This window comes from Arthrobacter sp. efr-133-R2A-120 (assembly GCF_030209835.1).
In the GTDB taxonomy this organism is placed as follows: Bacteria; Actinomycetota; Actinomycetes; order Actinomycetales; family Micrococcaceae; genus Arthrobacter.
On sequence record NZ_JARVRF010000041.1, the window covers coordinates 18,155 to 34,274 of the forward strand.

The window sequence follows — 16,120 nt, forward strand, 5'->3', positions numbered from 1 at the left end:
GCTGGGCGCCCGGCCTTCCGGCTTGGACTTCTGACCATGCCACCGTTGGACGCCGTGCTGGGCGCCTGGTCCATGAACTGGCCTGCCCTGGTCATTCTTATCGCCGCAGTCGCCCTGTATTCAAAGGGGCTGATTGCTGCCAAGCGCCGGGACATCCGCTGGCCCTTGTGGAACTCGTTTGCCTTCTTCGCCCTTGGCCTGGGTAGTTTCGCGGCACTGAGCTTCGGATTCCCGGGAACCTACAGCCACGATCTGCGGTGGGCATTCACCCTCAAAGTGACGTCCTACCTGTTTGTGGTCCCGCTCTTGATTGGCCTCGGCAAGCCGCTGACACTCGCAAGGCAGACCCTTGGCCCCGTCGGCGCGGCGAGGGTCGAAGCGGTCCTCGGGCACCGGCTCGTTCGCATGCTCAGCAACACGCTCGTGGCGGCACTTCTGGGGCTCGCCATGTTCACAGTGTTCCTGACGCCGTTCTTCTACGTGCTTCGGACCAACCCCGCCGCCGACATGATCCTGACTTTGCTGGTGCCCGTCATGGGACTCCTCATGACCGTACCGATCATGGAAGACGGCGCAGGACGCACCTCATCGCTCATTGTGGTCGAGTTCATCTTTGTATTTATTGAGCTGCTCGCCGACGCGGTGCCTGGGGTCCTGATGCGGCTCAGTCCGGGAATTCTTGACGGCGCCACGTCAATTTTGGGCAATCAGCCAGGTTGGTTTCCCTCACCGTTGCGTGACCAGCAACTCGCGGGAGACTTGATGTGGTTCCTCGCGGAGATCGTGGATCTTCCCCTCATCATCCTGATGTTCGTCCGGTTCTCCCGGAGCGACAAGCACGAGGCCAAGAGCTTCGACGACTTGAGTGATGAAGAAATCGAAGCCTTGAATCGGGCACATCTGGGGCAGGGCGGACGCAGCCTGGATTGATGGTGCGAGCCGGCCGGGCTGACGGTGCGGGGGCGGGCGTTGCCCGGGCTGGCGCTGGCCGGTCCCTAGGCCATCGCCGTGTGTGAGGCGCTGTGCGAATCGATCGGCTTCGCGTAGCACTGTGAGTGGCTGACGCCGATGTACGGACCGAAGTTGGGCACTGGGGCGAAGCCGGCGCTTTCGTAGAAGCTGCGGCCGTCCGATTGGGCAGATCCCGCTTCGGCCGTGATCACGCTGAAACCGTGGGCATGTGCCTGCGCCTCCAGCGCGGCAAGGATCGAACTCGCAACTCCTGAGCCCCTCGCGTACGGGACGACGTACAGCCGTTTGATTTCGGCGGTTTGAGCATCCAGAATCCTTAGCCCTCCGCAACCCAGAGGCTGGCCGGAGCACTTTTCGTAGGCAACGACGAAAACGGCAGTATCAGATTCCGATGGCGCGGGTCCGGGCTCGTGGTCTGAGTTACCGAAGCGTGCGTCCAGTTCGGCTTGCTGCGCCGCGCGGAGGTCTGCACCCACCGGATTTGCCCAGGTGACCTGCCTGATGTTGAGCCGCGGATTGGTCTGCATCGGAACCTCTTTCGCCGGAGGGGGTTATGCCTATCAAGCCTAGGAAGCGGGGGTTACCGCGGTGTTTCCTCTGCGTAAGCGTCCGGAGAATTACCGGGGCGTCGGAGTTGGCCGCAACCGTTATTCGACGGCGTCGCCGGTGGGATCCTCGACTGTCCGGTCGGCCAAGGCAAGTCCGCCTACGGGGCTTTGGTCCCAGTGCAGCAGCCGCCAGCCGATCTCCGGGTCGCCTTCGAGGACCACGATTCCGGTGTTCTGCAACTGGTGGGTGGCGGCGAACTCGCGGCCGACATCCACGGCACGGCGACCGGCCCAGCAGCGGATCGCGGCACCATGGCTGACCACGACGGCGGTTTCGTCGCCTGCCGCTGCCACTTTGGCAATGGCAGCGTCGTAGCGGGCGAAGAACTCGTGGCCGTTGCCCGCTCCCGGCATGCGGACGTCGAGTTCACCGTCGGTCCAAGCGAAAACGGTGCTCATGTACCGATGGTGCGATTCGTGGTCGGTGAGCTTCTCCAAGGCCCCGGCCTCAATCTCCTGCAGGCCGTCCAATACAGTGGCCTCAAGCCCGAGGGCTTTTGCAAGCGGGGCCGCCGTCAGCTGGGTGCGGATCAGCGTGGATGCATAGATGGCCGTGATGTCCTCGTTGGCAAGAGACTCCGGGAGCGCAGCGGCCTGACGTTCGCCGAGTTCAGTTAGTCCCGGACCGGGAAACGCCGTGTCCAATTGCCCCAAGACGTTTCCCGGGGTTTGCCCGTGGCGGATAAGCAAGAGCCTCATGCTGACACAATTCCTTACATCGATTCGGAAACGCCGGGTCCATGTGGCCTTTACTTCAGGTGGTCCACCAACTGGTCCGCGATACCCGTGTACTTGCCCGGAGTAAGTGCCAGGAGGCGTGCCTCGGCTTCGGGAGACAAGCCAAGGCTCGAGACGAACTCCTGCATGCGGACGGCATCGACGCGCTGGCCGCGGGTGAGATCCTTGAGTCGCTCGTACGGGTTCTCCATGCCCTCAACGCCGGCGATGGCCTCGGCGCGCATGACCATCTGGATCGCCTCGCCCAGGACTTCCCAGTTGGTGTCGAGGTCGGCTGCCAGCACATCCTCGGCGACGTCCAGGGCCTTGAGTCCCTTGGCAACATTCGAGATCGCAAGGAGCGAGTGCCCGAACGCGACGCCGATGTTGCGTTGCGAGGAAGAGTCGGTGAGGTCTCGCTGCCAACGGGAGGTAACCAGCGTGGCCCCCAGGGTGTCCAACAGTCCGTTGGAGATCTCGAGGTTTGCCTCGGCGTTTTCGAAGCGGATCGGGTTGACCTTGTGCGGCATGGTGGAGGAGCCGGTGGCGCCGGCAACCGGGATCTGGCGGAAGTAGCCAATCGAGATGTAGCTCCAGATGTCCGTGCAGACGTTGTGCAGGATGCGGTTGAAGCGGGCTACGTCGGCATACAGTTCGGCCTGCCAGTCGTGGCTTTCGATCTGGGTGGTCAGCGGGTTCCACGTCAGTCCCAGGCCCTCAACGAAGGACTGGGCTACGGCCTGCCAATCGGCGCCGGGAACGGAAGCGACATGCGCTGCATAGGTGCCGGTAGCGCCGTTGATCTTGCCGAGGTACTGGGTCTTGGAAACGCGGTCCAGCTGGCGGCTCAGGCGGTGCGTGATGACTGCCAGTTCCTTGCCAAGAGTGGTGGGCGTAGCCGGCTGGCCGTGCGTGCGGGAGAGCATCGGGACGGCACGGTTCTCCTCGGCCATCTCTTCGATCTGCTTCACCAAGGCGGTGGCAGCAGGAAGCCAGACATCTTCCACGGCACCCTTGACGCCCAAGGCGTAGGAGAGGTTGTTGATGTCTTCCGACGTGCAGCCGAAGTGCACCATTGCGGTCAGGTTCTCGATACCGATCGCGGGGAGGCGGCGGCCGATGTAGTACTCAACGGCCTTGACGTCGTGGACCGTGACGGCTTCGATTTCAGCGAGTTCCGTGACCGAAGCGGCGTCAAACTCAGTGACGATGGCGCGCAGCTTCTCCTGTTGTTCCGCGGTCAGGGGGCCGGCGCCCGGAAGCACGTTGTTGCTGGTCAGGTGGATGAGCCACTCGACCTCGACGGCCACGCGGTCGCGGTTGAGAGCGGCCTCGGACAAATAGTCGACCAAGGGAGCGACGGCGGACTGGTACCGGCCGTCCAGCGGGCCCAAGGCGATCGGCTCCGGCGACGCGGCGAGAGCCAGGCGTCCAGAGGGCGTACGGGTAACAGCGGCGGCGACGGTTTCAGGCATGAGGCAATTCTTTCATGAACTCGGCTCGCGCCATTAAGCCGGACTTCTCTATGTGCATAACATCGCAGTTTCCCCGCCCCGGCTGTGTTTCGGGCAGTTATCCACATAGCCGATCACGGCGGTTCCGCGCCCCCGGAGCACAACGTAGCGTCGGTGCCACAACATCAATGGACACAGAGGAGGGCAACGTCTTGAGCGGCATTCTTATGGCGGCCGGAGGAACGGATCTGGATTCGCCGCAATGTATTACACGAGATGCGGAGATCCAGAAGCTCGGATGGCGGATGAGCGTCTGCGCCGACCAAGCCGATGCCGTCCTTGCCAAGCTGGCGCAGTTGCAACTCGAGGAATGGGAGTCCCCGGCCGGCCGTGCCTACCGGACCACGCTGGCTTTGCAGGCCGCCGCCCTTCGAAGGGCGCGTGATGCCTTGCGCGAGGCCGCTGCAGTGACTCTCCGCCATGCCCAAAATGTGGCATCGAAACTCCAGCCTGGCTTCTGATGGCCGAGGTCGCTCCTGTCGGCGCGGGCGGAAGTCCCCACCCTCGAACACCCGAGCCGGATGGCACATTGCGGATACGCGGCGGAGTCGGCGGAATCCGTTTCCAATTCGAAGAGCTGCTTGCTGGCGCTGCCGCGCTGGACGGACTGGTGCTCCAACTGCAGGCCATTGAAGTGGAAGCCGAAGCGGTGAGGGTGGCTCTCTTCCCGTACCAGGGCTCGTCCTACACGAGTGGAAGCAACGCCATCATTGCTGTCGGTGAGAGCGGACGGGACGTTGGACGGGTCCGCGAACAGCTTCAGCGGATCGGCAACGATGTCAGGGCAAGCCACCGTGAATACGAGTTTGCGGAATCACATGCGGCGATCAGGTTGCGGGTGGGCATGGGAATGCCAGTCCTCGCGACTGGCCCGAATCCCCTGGACCTTGGCCTGAGGGGAGTCACAGAAGGAGCCGTCCGGGATCTGACCCGGATATTGGAACTGATGATGGGGCTACCCCCTGCAGCGGCAAACCTTGCGGGGGCGATCGTCGGGCCCACTGATGTCGGCGTTGTCCTGAGAGCCATCGTGGCGGCCCCTGCATTGTCTTTCCTCAGGCCGCGTCCCATTGCGGTCGGCCGGGGCGAGACCGCCACGAAGAGCATGGACCTGTCGGCGGCAGGAATGCTCAGGGAGCTGGATCACCTCGGTGCCACTTCAGAGGGCGAGATAGAAGTTGTGCAGGTGGACAGGGACGGAGAGAAGGCTTGGGTGGTGTTGATTCCGGGTACCCAGCCTGGCAATCCGCCCGGAGGCAGCAATCCATTGGACGAAGCCGGGATTGCCGAAGCGCTGGGCTACAACTCGACGGAGACCAGCAAGGCCATCCGTCAGGCATTGCTTGAGGCAGGCGCCGCAGCCGGCGAAACGGTGGTGGCAGTCGGCCATAGCCAGGGCGGAATCCATGCCATGAACTTGAGCCAGGACAAAGCGTTCCTCGCCGATTATGACCTCAAGTTTGTTGTGACAGCTGGATCGCCCGTCGGCGGGATCACCCCGCAAGCCGGCATCGGGAGCCTGCATTTGGAGCACGAACAGGATTGGGTTCCCGGGGCGGACGGCAAAGCGAATCAGGATACCAAGGACAGGGTCACGGTGACCATGACCAATCCGGTGAGCCTGGCACCCGGCGAAGAGCCAGGCATCGGACCGGCGCACAGGCTCTCACGCTATGAGGAAGGGGCAAAGCTCGTGCAGCTCAGTTCCGATCCTTCACTGGCCGCTTCCACAGCCGCTCTTGGCGGAATACTGGGCGCTGGCGGAGCGGCCAAAGTGACGCGGTTCAAACTGACCCGCGAAACACCCCCGGCCCCGCGGGCAGGACGATGAAGAAAGCCGAGGAACATGCCTGGCGTAAGGCTTCTTATCGCCTGCTACCGCCTGCCACCGCCCGGAATCCAGCTGGCCACCATGGAAATCAGGCTGATGATGATCGCAGCGAGAACCGCCGTCCAGAAGAAACGGTCGATGGTGAGGTGCACAGGTGTGTAGCTACTAAGCCAGGCCGTCAGGGACAACATGGCCGCGTTGATGACAATCGTGAACAGGCCGAGGGTGAGGATCGTGATCGGAAGGGAGAGCAGCTTGACCAAAGGCCGCACAAAGGCATTGACGATGCCAAAAATGAGCCCTATGAAGAGATAGGCAAGAACCACGCCGAAGGTGTCACTGCCTTGAGTGACCCCCGCGTTGCTTACTGCGTTGGTGGTTGCCGAAGTGGAAATATCCATTCCGGGCAGAATCCAGCTGGCAACCCAGAGGGCCAGCCCGTTGATCAGGACACGCACGATGAATGAACCCATACGCCCATGCTTTCACATGCGCCGGTTTTCACATGCGCCGGTTTTCGCCCACGCTGGCCGGAGGGCTTGCCAGCGTGGGCCGAAGCCCTGCAAGTAGGCTGGTGCCATGAATTCTTCTGACAACGCACCGGAGGGCGTGCGTCCCCGCCCGGTTGTGGACAGGCTCCCCAAATATGCTGCAGGCAAGCCTCCCGCAGCAATAGAGGGCCTGACCAGCTACAAACTGTCGTCCAATGAAAACCCGCTGCCCCCGATTCCCGCTGTGCTCGAGGCAATCGCTGATCAGTCGGACATCAACCGGTATCCCGACCCCTTGTCCACCAAGCTGCGCACGGCGCTCGCTGACTTCCTTGGAATCCCTGCTGACGACGTCGTCACTGGAGCCGGAAGCCTCGGAGCCCTGAACCAGATCCTTTCCACGTTTGCAGGGCAGAACCACGACGGCAAGGCTGATGAGGTTATCTACGCCTGGCGCTCCTTTGAGGCCTACCCCATCTCCGTAGGACTGGCCGGTGCCGAGAGTGTCCAGATCCCGTTGCTTTCCGATGGACGCCACGATCTCGAGGCCATGGCGGCCGCTGTCACCGTCCGCACCAAGGTGATTTTGCTCTGCACGCCGAACAACCCCACGGGTCCCATCATCACCGCCGAGGAAACCGAACGGTTCATCCAGTCAGTGCCGGCGGGCGTCGTTGTTGTTATCGATGAGGCCTACCAGGAGTTCGTCAGGGACGAGAACGCCGTGGACGGCATCAAGCTGTACCGCAAGTACCCTAACGTCGTGGTCCTCCGTACCTTCTCCAAGGCTCACGGGCTAGCGGGGCTGCGTGTTGGATACAGCGTTTCCGGTCCGGATCTCACTCAGCATTTGCGCGTCGCTGCCACGCCTTTTGCCGTCTCGCAGATTGCCGAACGTGCCGCCATTACCTCCTTGGAGAATTTCGACCAGGTTGTTGAAAGGGTACAAAGCCTGGTCGATGAGCGGGACCGGGTTACCGCAGGACTCCGGGAGCTCGGATGGTTCTTGCCCGAGGCCCAAGGCAACTTCGTCTGGCTGAATCTTGGTGAGCATAGCGCCGAATTTGCCGGACTTGCAGGCGAGCGTGCGTTGTCCGTGCGGGCCTTCGGCAACGAAGGCGTCCGGGTCAGCATTGGAGAGGTCGAGGCCAATACTCGATTCCTCGAACTCTGTGCGTCCTATACAAAAGCGCCGCAGGCTTCCTAGCGGTTAACAAATGCCCCTGCGTCCCTTACTGCGGATAAAGTAAGGGACGAAAGCCAAGATATGCCGATTCCGGAATGCATTCCGGAATCGGCATATATCAGCGAATATTGCTCAGCATCGGGCTGCGGCAGGCAAGGAGACGGAATGGGCGCAACTCAATTGCCCACCCCCGGGATCAACGGAACGGGACTGGATCAGCAGTCTCCTGCGGGAGGCGCTTCGAGCGATCCCGCGGCCGACATGATCCAGCTGCTGGGGCCGGACGGCAAGCTAGGGACAGATCCCGTCTTCTCGGACTACGCCAAGCGCCTTGAGCCTGAGCAGCTCCGCGGCTTCTATGCCGACATGGCCAAGGTCCGCCGCTTCGACCAGGAGGCCACGGCCCTTCAGCGCCAAGGAGAGCTGGCACTGTGGGTTCCCCTGACCGGCCAGGAGGCCGCCCAGATCGGTTCCGGGCGCGCTACCCAACGTCAGGACTACATCTTCCCCACATACCGGGAACACGGCGTTGCGCTGACCCGCGATGTGGATCTGGCGGAACTCCTGAAGCTGTTCCGCGGAATTTCGAATGGTGGCTGGGATCCCACCGAGAACAACTTCCATCTCTACACCCTTGTGCTTGCGGCCCAGACGCTGCATTCCGTTGGGTACGCCATGGGAATCCAGCGCGACCAAAAGCTCGCGGAAGCCAATGGTTCCAACGATCCGAAGGCTGCTGTTGTGGCCTACTTCGGCGACGGTGCCAGCTCCGAAGGCGACGTCCACGAATCCATGGTCTTCGCGGCGTCCTACAACGCTCCCGTGGTGTTCTTCTGCCAGAACAACCACTGGGCCATCTCCGTCCCCACCGAGGTCCAGACCAAGGTTCCGCTGTTCAACCGAGCCAAGGGATACGGCTTCCCGGGCATCAGGGTGGACGGCAACGACGTCATCGCAGTCCATGCGGTCACCGAGTGGGCGCTTGAGCACGCGCGTGAAGGCCGTGGTCCCGTGCTCATTGAGGCATATACGTATCGCGTTGGTGCCCACACGACGGCGGACGACCCCACCAAGTACCGCGAATCTGCCGAGGAAACCGCCTGGCGGGGCAAGGATCCCTTGGATCGCCTGGAGAAGTACCTCCGCAGCGAGGGCTTCGCCGATGAAGCTTTCTTCGAGCAAGTCAGGGTTGACGGTGACAAGCTCGCCGCCCACGTCCGCAGCACCGCGCAAGGTCTGCAGGGCCCCAACTTCCGCGAGTCATTCGCCGGTGTCTATGCCGAGCCGCACCCGCTGGTGGCCGAGGAACTTGCTTGGTTCGAGGAATACTCCGCCGGATTCGAAGGCGACGAGGAAGAGGGGACAGACAACTGATGACCACTATGACCATTGCCAAGGCCATCAACGAAGGCCTGCGTGCCTCGCTCACCAACAACCCGAAGTCCTTGCTTATGGGCGAAGACATCGGCCCGCTGGGCGGAGTCTATCGCGTGACCGACGGACTCATCCGGGAGTTCGGCGCAGACCGCGTAGTGGATACCCCACTGGCTGAGTCCGGCATCGTCGGCACGGCCATAGGCCTGGCCTTGCGCGGCTACCGTCCCATCTGCGAAATCCAGTTCGACGGCTTTGTGTTCCCCGGCTTCAACCAGATCACCACGCAACTGGCCAAGATGCACTCGCGCAGCGGCGGCAAGTTGACTGTCCCCGTGGTCATCCGCATTCCCTACGGTGGCGGCATCGGCTCGATCGAACATCACTCGGAATCGCCCGAAGCGCTGTTCGCCCACACAGCCGGCTTGCGCATCATCACTCCGTCCAATGCCCACGACGCCTACTGGATGATCCAGCAGGCTGTCGACTGCACGGACCCGGTCATCTTCTTCGAACCCAAGCGCCGCTACTGGCTCAAAGGCGAGGTGGACACCGAGAACCCAGGACCGGCGTCGGATCCGTTCCAAGCGCACGTCCTGCGCGAAGGCTCGGACGCCACCATCGTGGCTTACGGGCCGCTGGTCCCAGTCGCGCTGGCCGCCGCAGCGGCGGCGGAAGAGGACGGGCACAGCATCGAGGTGATCGACCTGCGCTCGATTTCCCCCATCGACTTCGACACTGTCACTACTTCCGTCAAAAAGACCGGCCGATTGATCGTTGCGCACGAAGCACCGACGTTCGGGGGGATCGGTGGAGAGATCGCCGCGCGGATCAGTGAGCGTGCTTTCCTGCACTTGGAGGCTCCGGTCATCCGCGTGGGCGGTTTCCACATGCCATATCCCGTGGCGAAGGTCGAAGAGGACTACTTGCCGGACATCGACAAGATCCTCGAAGCCCTGGACCGTTCCCTGGCCTACTAGCCGCCCCTGATTGCACCCTCCGCCACGCGGACGGGCCAGCCGAGATCGAGGACCTAAGTGACTGTTAAGAAATTCAACCTGCCGGATGTCGGCGAAGGCCTGACCGAGGCGGAAATCGTCTCCTGGAAGGTCAAGCCGGGCGACACCGTGGCCATCAACGATGTCATCTGCGAGATCGAGACCGCCAAGTCCCTCGTGGAATTGCCGTCCCCGTATGCCGGCACCGTGGCAGAATTGCTCGTTGCCGAAGGCATCACGGTTGAAGTAGGGACCGCGATTATCGGCATTTCGGACAATGCGCCGGGTGAGACCGCGCCCGCGTCAGCACCCGCTGCGCCGCTCGCCGCGCAGCCTGCGGCTCCGACGGCTGCCGCACCGTCCCCCACCCCACCTGCCGCGCCTGCGGCCGAACAGGTCTTCGAAGCCTCGATGTACGGCAAGTTGCCCGTCGACGCCGGAACGTCCGACGGCGGTCCCGCCGGCGGCCCGCTGGTTGGCTCCGGTCCGAAGGCCGACGCCGTCAAGCGCCGCCCGCGCAAGCGCCCGGAAGGTGCTACTTCGGTGCCCGCCGCCGCGCCGAGCACGGCACCCGCCGCCGTCGAGCCCGCCGTTGAGCGAGTGGCAGAACCCGCTGCTCCGGCACTCCCGCCCGTTGCCGCACAGCAGCCCGCAGCCGCAAGCCAGACATCCGCAAACCAGGCACCGGGTCTCACCGGCATCGGTGCAACGGTCAGTGGCCTCGTCAACCGGGTGCTGGCCAAGCCGCCCGTGCGCAAGATTGCCCGTGAACTGGGGATTGACCTGGCCGACGTCGTTGCCACGGGAGCCCGCGGCGAAGTGACCCGCGAGGACTTGGTCAGCTACCAGTCGCAGCGCGATGCCGAGGTGGATCAAGCAGACACGTTCTGGGGTGCGTCCAAGAAGCCGCAGGATCAGCGGGTGGAACGGATTCCCGTCAAGGGCGTCCGCAAGGCTACTGCCAAGGCCATGGTGGAATCGGCGTTCACGGCACCCCACGTGAGTATCTTCGTTGACGTGGATGCCAGCCGCACCATGGAATTCGTCAAGCGGCTCAAGGCCTCCAGGGACTTTGAGGGCATCAAGGTATCGCCGCTACTGATTCTCTCCAAGGCCGTGATTTGGGCCGCCGCACGCAACCCGAGCGTTAACGCGACCTGGGTAGAGAACGCCGATGGCAAGGGCGGCGCGGAGATCCACGTCAAGCACTACATGAACCTCGGTATTGCCGCAGCTACGCCGCGAGGGCTCATGGTCCCGAACATCAAGGATGCCCAGGACCTTTCGCTCAAGGAACTTGCCCTTGCCCTCAACGAGCTAGCGAGTACGGCACGTGCGGGCAAGACCCAGCCTTCGCAGATGCAGGGCGGCTCGCTGACCATTACGAACATCGGCGCCCTCGGCATCGACACCGGAACGCCCATCATCAACCCCGGCGAGGTGGCAATCGTCGCGTTCGGCACCATCAAGCAAAAGCCTTGGGTGCTCGACGGCGAGGTCATCCCCCGCTGGATCACGACGCTTGGCGGTTCGTTCGACCACCGCGTGGTGGACGGGGACCTCTCGGCCCGCTTCATGGCCGACGTCGCATCCATTCTCGAAGAACCGGCCCTGCTGCTTGACTGAGGTTGCTTGACTGGGCAGCGCGGCACCGGGGGCCGCGGGAGCAGTGCCCAGTCAGCAGCTGGACGGGCCTCCTCGGCCCGGCACCGTGTTGCCCGGATCCTGACGGAAGTCTTCCAGCCGCCCGCCGTCGTGTCCGTCTTGCTGCTCATCAGCCCTGCGGTGGAACCGGGTTTCCCGGGGACGATATGGTTCGGGGTCCTGGCGGCGCTCTTTGTGTGTGTGCTGCCGCTGGCCTATGTCCTGCTCATGGTGAGGCTCGGCAAACTCAGCGACCACCACGTCAGTGATCGCAAGGAGCGTGCGCCTTTGCTGATGCTTGCGCTCGTGTCCGTGGTACTGGGGCTGGTTGTCCTCAACCTCATCCATGCCCCGATGAGCGTCTCAGCGATGATCCTTGCACTGATTGGCGGCATCACGGTGTTGGCCGCAGTCAGCCTTGTGTGGAAAATCAGCGGTCATGCCTCGGCAATTTCCGCGGCCGTAGTCATTGTGGCCCTCATGTTCGGGCCGGCGTGGTTGCCGTTGCTGCTTCTGGTTCCGGCCGTCGGTTGGTCCCGCGTCGTCCTGCGGGACCATACCCGCGGCCAGGTCATTGCCGGCTCGCTGTTCGGCGGGATGGTCATCGCGGGACTTTGGTGGCTCCTGCGCGGTTGGCTGGGCTAGTAGGACGTATAGCTGAGCGCGAGGTCGCGCAGTTGCTGGTCGCTCATGCTGCCGATCATTCCAAATGACAGCACCATGGCGAGGGCTCCGACGGCGAGCATCGCGGAAGCAACCACAAGCAACAATTTCCAGTCGGAGCGAAGGATGCTGCGGAACGTCTCCGGCATCTGGAGCAACGGGGAGATCATGTTCGGAGCGCTGTCTACCGAGCCGTCGTCGAGAAGTGCCACGATGCGGTCATTTGCCCGGTCGAAGCGCATGGAGCTGATGTGATTGCCGTGGCGGGCGAGCAGAATGTCGTGGCCGACGCGTTGGCGCGGCTGGAGAGTGAGCAAAAGGGATCCCCTACGGGTTGTTGTGATGGACGGCTCGCGCCCTTGGGGGCCACTTCAATTTTATCGGCGGCATCCTAGCCGCACGGCCAAAATCGGGGTGAGACCGCCCACCACAACACGTGATCCCCGTCAAAGTCCCGGGGTCGGGGAGTTCCCTAAGGCTCGTCTGTCTTGGCAATGTAGACGTCGCACGGCGCGTTGTGCGCCACCGTGTTGGCAACACTGCCGAGAACCCTGGCCAGTCCCTGCATACGGCGGTTGCCGACCACGATCACTTGGGCGCCCACTCGTTCGGCTTCCTTGACCAGGGCCTCTCCGGCTTTGCCGAAGACCGCTCCATAGCTGGTGGTCAACTGATCGGAAGCGAGTTCAGCGGCCACTTTGCCGGCTACCTTCTCGGCGGCGTCGGCATCGGAGAGAATCCACTTGTCGCCTCCGCTTTCGACAACCTCCACGTGGGCGCCTTCAAAAGCGGTGATGACGCGCAGTTCCGCGCCCAATGCGGTCGCCAAATTCTTTGCCGAATCGGCGGCCCGCCTTGCCGTTACGCTGCCGTCGACTCCGACGAGGACTATTCCGCTCATATATCTGCTCCTTTGCTGATGACATCAATGGCTTCTTGCAAAACCGGCGCCAATCGGCGGACGCCTTCGGCGATGGACTCCGGTGGCACTGCGCTGAAAGCCAACCTTAGTTTGTTGGATGGTTCGGCGGAGTGCGTGAACGCCGCGCCGGGGATGAACACGACCCCCGCCGCGATCGCCCTCTTGAGCAGTGGATATGTGTCGACACCGTCGGGCAAGGTGACCCAGACGAAGAAGCCGCCTTCGGGCCTGGTCCAGCTGAGGCCGGGAGGCATGTGCTCTTCCAACGCCACCAGCAGGGCATTGCAGCGTTCCTCGTACAGGGCCCGGTAGGTGTCAATCTGCCCGCGCCAGTCGTAGTCCCGAAGATATGCCGAGACGATCATCTGGTTCAGGGTGGGAGGGCACAGGGTCACGGCTTCCGAAGCCAGGTAGAAGCGCCGCTGCAAGTGCTCGGGTACCAGGGCCCACCCGATGCGCAGTCCCGGGGCAAAGATCTTGGAGAACGAACCCATGTAGATGACGTCGTGCTCATTCGCGGCCCGCATTGGTTCCAACGGCTTGCCGTCGAAGCGCAAGAGACCGTAAGGGTTGTCCTCCAGCACCAGGATATTCGCATTGCGGCATATATCGACGATGCGCTGCCGCCTCGCCGGAGCAAGTGTGATGCCGGAGGGGTTGTTGAAGTTGGGGATCGTGTAGAGGAACTTGATGGCCTTGCCCTGCGCCTGAAGCGCCGCGATCTTGGCTTCGAGGAGCTCCGGGACCAGTCCGTCGTCGTCCATGTCCACGGTCTCAACCTGGACCTGGTACGCCTCGAAGGTGTTCAGTGCGCCCACGTACGTGGGGTTTTCCACGAGGACGACGTCGCCCGGATTGCAGAAGACCTTCGTGGCCACGTCCTGGGCCGACTGGGAACCCGCGGTGATCACCACATTCTCCGGGCGGGCGTCCAAAATGCCTTCCGCGGCCATGATCTCGCAGATCTGGGTACGCAGTTCCTCGGTGCCCTGTCCGCCGCCGTACTGCAGCGCCGTCATGCCTTCTTCCGCGATGATGCGGGCAGCGGTTTGGCCGAGCTTCTCTAGGGGCAGGGACTGCAGGTAGGGGTTTCCGCCCGCGAGGGACACGAGTCCCGGCCGCATTGAGATGTCGAAGACGTCACGCACAGCGGACTGCTTGATGTTGGCGGCGCGCTCCGAGAAAAGTTCCTCGTGGCGGTGGGCGGCAGTTGCTGCTCGCTCTATTGCGTCGATTGCTTCCGCGGGCAACTCGGGCCCGGCATCCAATGTTTCGTGGGTCACAGTGAAAGGATACTCCCCAGAGTTGCCAATTGAGCAACGGATGTTTCATCCCATTTTTTGGATTCACGGTGCGAAGCGCTTTACGTCCGGACACAGGAAGGCTGGAATAGAGCCATGACGACGCATCCCGAACTCGAATCCAAAGCTCTCCGCTTCCACGAGCTCCATGCCTTGCCGCATGCGCCGTTGGTGCTGGTTAATGCGTGGGATGCGGCATCTGCGCGCATGGTCGAAGAAGCGGGCGCGACGGCGGTGGCCACCTCCAGCTCGGCTGTCTCCTGGAGCCTGGGGTACCAGGACGGGGACCACCTTCCGCGGCACCTCGCGATGGAAGCGCTGGCACGGATAGCAAAGGCCACCCGCTTGCCCGTGACCGCGGATATCGAGACTGGCTACGGGCGTTCTGACGAAGAACTCCAGGCCACGGTTCGAGCGGTGCTGGACGCGGGCGCAGTCGGGATCAATATTGAGGACTCGGCGGACCAGCCGTTGAGCGACATCGCCGAACAATCCAAGCGCATAGCGCTGATCAGGCAGACTGCCGAGGACGCGGGCGTCAGGCTGTTCATCAATGCTCGTACCGACACTTACTGGTCTGGAAAGTTTCCGGATACGGCATATGAGGAAACGCTGCGCCGCGCGGACGCCTATCAGCGGGCCGGGGCGGACGGAATATTCGTACCCGGGTTGGCCGATCTCCATGTCCTGCACGAACTTTCCCGGCGGATCAGCGTACCGCTCAATGCGCTGGCCGGCTTGGGTTCGCCGTCGCCCGGAGAATTACACGAAGTCGGAGTGCGGCGAATCAGCATCGGGGGCAGCACTGCCAGGGCCGCCTACGCGAAGGTCTCAAGGCTGGCAATGGAAGTTCTTGGCGATGGAAACTGGTCGGGCCTGGCCGGAAGCCGGAGCTACGCAGACATGGACGCGCTATTCGAGTGACTGGCCAGCTGAGCGCAAACTGAGTACGTCCGCCAGGGTTTTTCCGTCGATGTAGATCGCTGCCTGGGATGCTCCCGTAGCCGCCACCGCGGTTTGCGCCAACTGGGTTTCGATCCGAGGGTTGTCGCACACGCCTCCAGGGCGAAGTGAACCGCTCAGGTTCACGACAGCAATGGTGCCGTCGAGGTAGCCCGAAACGTAACGCAGCGCGGAGCCCGAGAGTGCGTTGTACAAGCCTGCCCGGGATGCGGTCCCGTCGGACGCCAGCAGCTGCGCCATTGCCGCGGCCAGCGGGTCGCTGCCCGGAGGTGCGGTGATGTAGACAGGCACGAGGCTGTCGTCACAACCGAACCGCACACCGCGGCTGCCGCCGTCGCCGATTGCCACGAAATACACGGCAGTCCCAGTCAATTCGCCGGCGGTTGGGAGAGGAAGGGGTGCCTGCGGGCTCGCGACGGTTGGGTGGGGTGCGGGAGCTGGCCCGGCTACGGGTGCGTGCGGGCTCGCAGTGGTTGGCAGCGATGCCGTGGGCGGCGGGTTGATATACGGGGGAGGAGCCGGGAGGGGCATGGGGACTGGCCCGGCTACCGGCTCCTTCGTCACTTGGACGGAGCCAGATGAGGCTGGTTGCGCGGAGGGTGATCCGCCCGGATCACCGCCGGCGGGGGAGGCGCAGCCGGCCAGGCAGAGCGCGAGGGATAGGCACAGCGCGGCGATCGCCGTCGTCGTGCATTCCACGCCGCGCCCGAGCCGCATGACAGCCCCCGCTCCTGCCCTGATCACCTTTGGTGCCTGTAACTCAACGTTACGGCTGGCCGTCCTGGTGTGGGCCGCTCCGTCCATGACGGTTCGGCCTCAGCTCAGTCACGGAATGGTAGCGGTGCGGTGACGCATTCCTTCTGTTTCGAAGGGCGTTCCGGCTAGGGCGTGTCTCCTAATGCTGTCAGCCAGATGCTGATGGCGCGAAGGACGGCA

General features: G+C 63.2%; 17 protein-coding genes. 9 read left to right on the forward strand and 8 right to left on the reverse strand.

Features of this window, described 5'->3' with window-relative positions; all coding sequences use genetic code 11:
* The first annotated feature begins 36 nt into the window (after positions 1-36).
* Positions 37-930, forward strand: a complete 894-nt coding sequence (locus QRN52_RS18320) for a cytochrome c oxidase assembly protein (protein ID WP_284754805.1) — start codon at positions 37-39, stop codon at positions 928-930.
* 65 nt (positions 931-995) lie between these two features.
* On the opposite strand, the gene QRN52_RS18325 is transcribed toward QRN52_RS18320, so the two are convergent.
* The 3 genes from QRN52_RS18325 to purB all read right to left on the reverse strand — a co-directional run bounded on the left by QRN52_RS18325 (position 996) and on the right by purB (position 3,772).
* Positions 996-1,499 carry a GNAT family N-acetyltransferase gene (locus QRN52_RS18325; protein ID WP_284754807.1) on the reverse strand — a complete coding sequence of 168 codons (504 nt, stop codon included), beginning with the start codon at positions 1,497-1,499 and terminating at the stop codon, positions 996-998.
* Between the two features lie 120 nt (positions 1,500-1,619).
* Entirely contained in the window at positions 1,620-2,279 is a 660-nt protein-coding gene (locus tag QRN52_RS18330) for a histidine phosphatase family protein (protein ID WP_284754809.1), read from the reverse strand.
* Positions 2,280-2,329: 50 nt separating this feature from the next.
* The gene (gene purB, locus QRN52_RS18335) at positions 2,330-3,772 is read right to left on the reverse strand and encodes an adenylosuccinate lyase (protein ID WP_284754811.1); all 1,443 of its coding nucleotides are present in this window, start codon (positions 3,770-3,772) and stop codon (positions 2,330-2,332) included.
* Between the two features lie 191 nt (positions 3,773-3,963).
* Between purB and QRN52_RS18340 the strand changes: the two genes are divergently transcribed.
* Together QRN52_RS18340 and QRN52_RS18345 are read left to right on the forward strand one after the other, a co-directional pair.
* The gene (locus QRN52_RS18340) at positions 3,964-4,272 is read left to right on the forward strand and encodes a hypothetical protein (RefSeq protein WP_284754812.1); all 309 of its coding nucleotides are present in this window, start codon (positions 3,964-3,966) and stop codon (positions 4,270-4,272) included.
* Positions 4,272-5,642 (forward strand): hypothetical protein, encoded by a 1,371-nt coding sequence (locus QRN52_RS18345; protein ID WP_284754813.1) that lies wholly within the window; start codon positions 4,272-4,274, stop codon positions 5,640-5,642. Before QRN52_RS18340 ends, QRN52_RS18345 begins: the two co-directional genes overlap by 1 nt.
* 44 nt (positions 5,643-5,686) lie before the next feature.
* Here QRN52_RS18345 and QRN52_RS18350 read toward each other — a convergent pair whose 3' ends face one another.
* Positions 5,687-6,115 (reverse strand): phage holin family protein, encoded by a 429-nt coding sequence (locus QRN52_RS18350; protein ID WP_284754814.1) that lies wholly within the window; start codon positions 6,113-6,115, stop codon positions 5,687-5,689.
* Between the two features lie 106 nt (positions 6,116-6,221).
* Between QRN52_RS18350 and QRN52_RS18355 the strand changes: the two genes are divergently transcribed.
* The 5 genes from QRN52_RS18355 (at position 6,222) to QRN52_RS18375 (ending at position 11,980) form a co-directional block, all read left to right on the forward strand.
* Positions 6,222-7,340, forward strand: coding sequence for a histidinol-phosphate transaminase (locus tag QRN52_RS18355; RefSeq protein WP_284754815.1), 1,119 nt, complete (start codon positions 6,222-6,224; stop codon positions 7,338-7,340).
* 144 nt (positions 7,341-7,484) lie between these two features.
* On the forward strand, positions 7,485-8,693 hold the full coding sequence (gene pdhA, locus QRN52_RS18360) for a pyruvate dehydrogenase (acetyl-transferring) E1 component subunit alpha (protein ID WP_284754816.1): 1,209 nt from the start codon (positions 7,485-7,487) through the stop codon (positions 8,691-8,693).
* Positions 8,693-9,673, forward strand: coding sequence for an alpha-ketoacid dehydrogenase subunit beta (locus QRN52_RS18365; protein ID WP_284754817.1), 981 nt, complete (start codon positions 8,693-8,695; stop codon positions 9,671-9,673). The genes pdhA and QRN52_RS18365 overlap by 1 nt, the downstream gene beginning before the upstream one ends.
* 57 nt (positions 9,674-9,730) lie before the next feature.
* On the forward strand, positions 9,731-11,317 hold the full coding sequence (locus QRN52_RS18370) for a dihydrolipoamide acetyltransferase family protein (protein WP_284754818.1): 1,587 nt from the start codon (positions 9,731-9,733) through the stop codon (positions 11,315-11,317).
* Positions 11,318-11,413: 96 nt separating this feature from the next.
* A complete protein-coding gene (locus tag QRN52_RS18375; RefSeq protein WP_284754830.1) occupies positions 11,414-11,980 on the forward strand; it encodes a phosphatase PAP2 family protein in 567 nt (188 codons plus the stop codon).
* Here QRN52_RS18375 and QRN52_RS18380 read toward each other — a convergent pair.
* The 3 genes from QRN52_RS18380 to QRN52_RS18390 all read right to left on the reverse strand — a co-directional run bounded on the left by QRN52_RS18380 (position 11,977) and on the right by QRN52_RS18390 (position 14,203).
* The gene (locus QRN52_RS18380) at positions 11,977-12,315 is read right to left on the reverse strand and encodes a hypothetical protein (protein WP_113990649.1); all 339 of its coding nucleotides are present in this window, start codon (positions 12,313-12,315) and stop codon (positions 11,977-11,979) included. The two genes, QRN52_RS18375 and QRN52_RS18380, sit on opposite strands and share 4 nt — an antisense overlap.
* Positions 12,316-12,470: 155 nt before the next feature.
* Entirely contained in the window at positions 12,471-12,899 is a 429-nt protein-coding gene (locus QRN52_RS18385) for a universal stress protein (protein WP_284754822.1), read from the reverse strand.
* Positions 12,896-14,203, reverse strand: coding sequence for an aminotransferase-like domain-containing protein (locus tag QRN52_RS18390; RefSeq protein ID WP_284754824.1), 1,308 nt, complete (start codon positions 14,201-14,203; stop codon positions 12,896-12,898). Before QRN52_RS18390 ends, QRN52_RS18385 begins: the two co-directional genes overlap by 4 nt.
* A 114-nt stretch (positions 14,204-14,317) precedes the next feature.
* Here QRN52_RS18390 and QRN52_RS18395 point away from each other — a divergent pair, with 114 nt between their 5' ends.
* On the forward strand, positions 14,318-15,145 hold the full coding sequence (locus tag QRN52_RS18395; protein ID WP_284754826.1) for an isocitrate lyase/PEP mutase family protein: 828 nt from the start codon (positions 14,318-14,320) through the stop codon (positions 15,143-15,145).
* Here QRN52_RS18395 and QRN52_RS18400 read toward each other — a convergent pair.
* The gene (locus QRN52_RS18400) at positions 15,134-15,556 is read right to left on the reverse strand and encodes a GerMN domain-containing protein (RefSeq protein ID WP_284754828.1); all 423 of its coding nucleotides are present in this window, start codon (positions 15,554-15,556) and stop codon (positions 15,134-15,136) included. The genes QRN52_RS18395 and QRN52_RS18400 overlap by 12 nt on opposite strands.
* Positions 15,557-16,120 lie beyond the last annotated feature (564 nt).

Bases quoted from the DNA above. Each gene is read 5' to 3' on its own strand.
- QRN52_RS18320 (WP_284754805.1), top strand. From the start codon at position 37: ATGCCACCGTTGGACGCCGTGCTGGGCGCCTGGTCCATGAACTGGCCT.
- QRN52_RS18325 (WP_284754807.1), bottom strand. From the start codon at position 1,499: ATGCAGACCAATCCGCGGCTCAACATCAGGCAGGTCACCTGGGCAAAT.
- QRN52_RS18330 (WP_284754809.1), bottom strand. From the start codon at position 2,279: ATGAGGCTCTTGCTTATCCGCCACGGGCAAACCCCGGGAAACGTCTTG.
- purB (WP_284754811.1), bottom strand. From the start codon at position 3,772: ATGCCTGAAACCGTCGCCGCCGCTGTTACCCGTACGCCCTCTGGACGC.
- QRN52_RS18345 (WP_284754813.1), top strand. From the start codon at position 4,272: ATGGCCGAGGTCGCTCCTGTCGGCGCGGGCGGAAGTCCCCACCCTCGA.
- QRN52_RS18350 (WP_284754814.1), bottom strand. From the start codon at position 6,115: ATGGGTTCATTCATCGTGCGTGTCCTGATCAACGGGCTGGCCCTCTGG.
- QRN52_RS18355 (WP_284754815.1), top strand. From the start codon at position 6,222: ATGAATTCTTCTGACAACGCACCGGAGGGCGTGCGTCCCCGCCCGGTT.
- pdhA (WP_284754816.1), top strand. From the start codon at position 7,485: ATGGGCGCAACTCAATTGCCCACCCCCGGGATCAACGGAACGGGACTG.
- QRN52_RS18365 (WP_284754817.1), top strand. From the start codon at position 8,693: ATGACCACTATGACCATTGCCAAGGCCATCAACGAAGGCCTGCGTGCC.
- QRN52_RS18385 (WP_284754822.1), bottom strand. From the start codon at position 12,899: ATGAGCGGAATAGTCCTCGTCGGAGTCGACGGCAGCGTAACGGCAAGG.
- QRN52_RS18395 (WP_284754826.1), top strand. From the start codon at position 14,318: ATGACGACGCATCCCGAACTCGAATCCAAAGCTCTCCGCTTCCACGAG.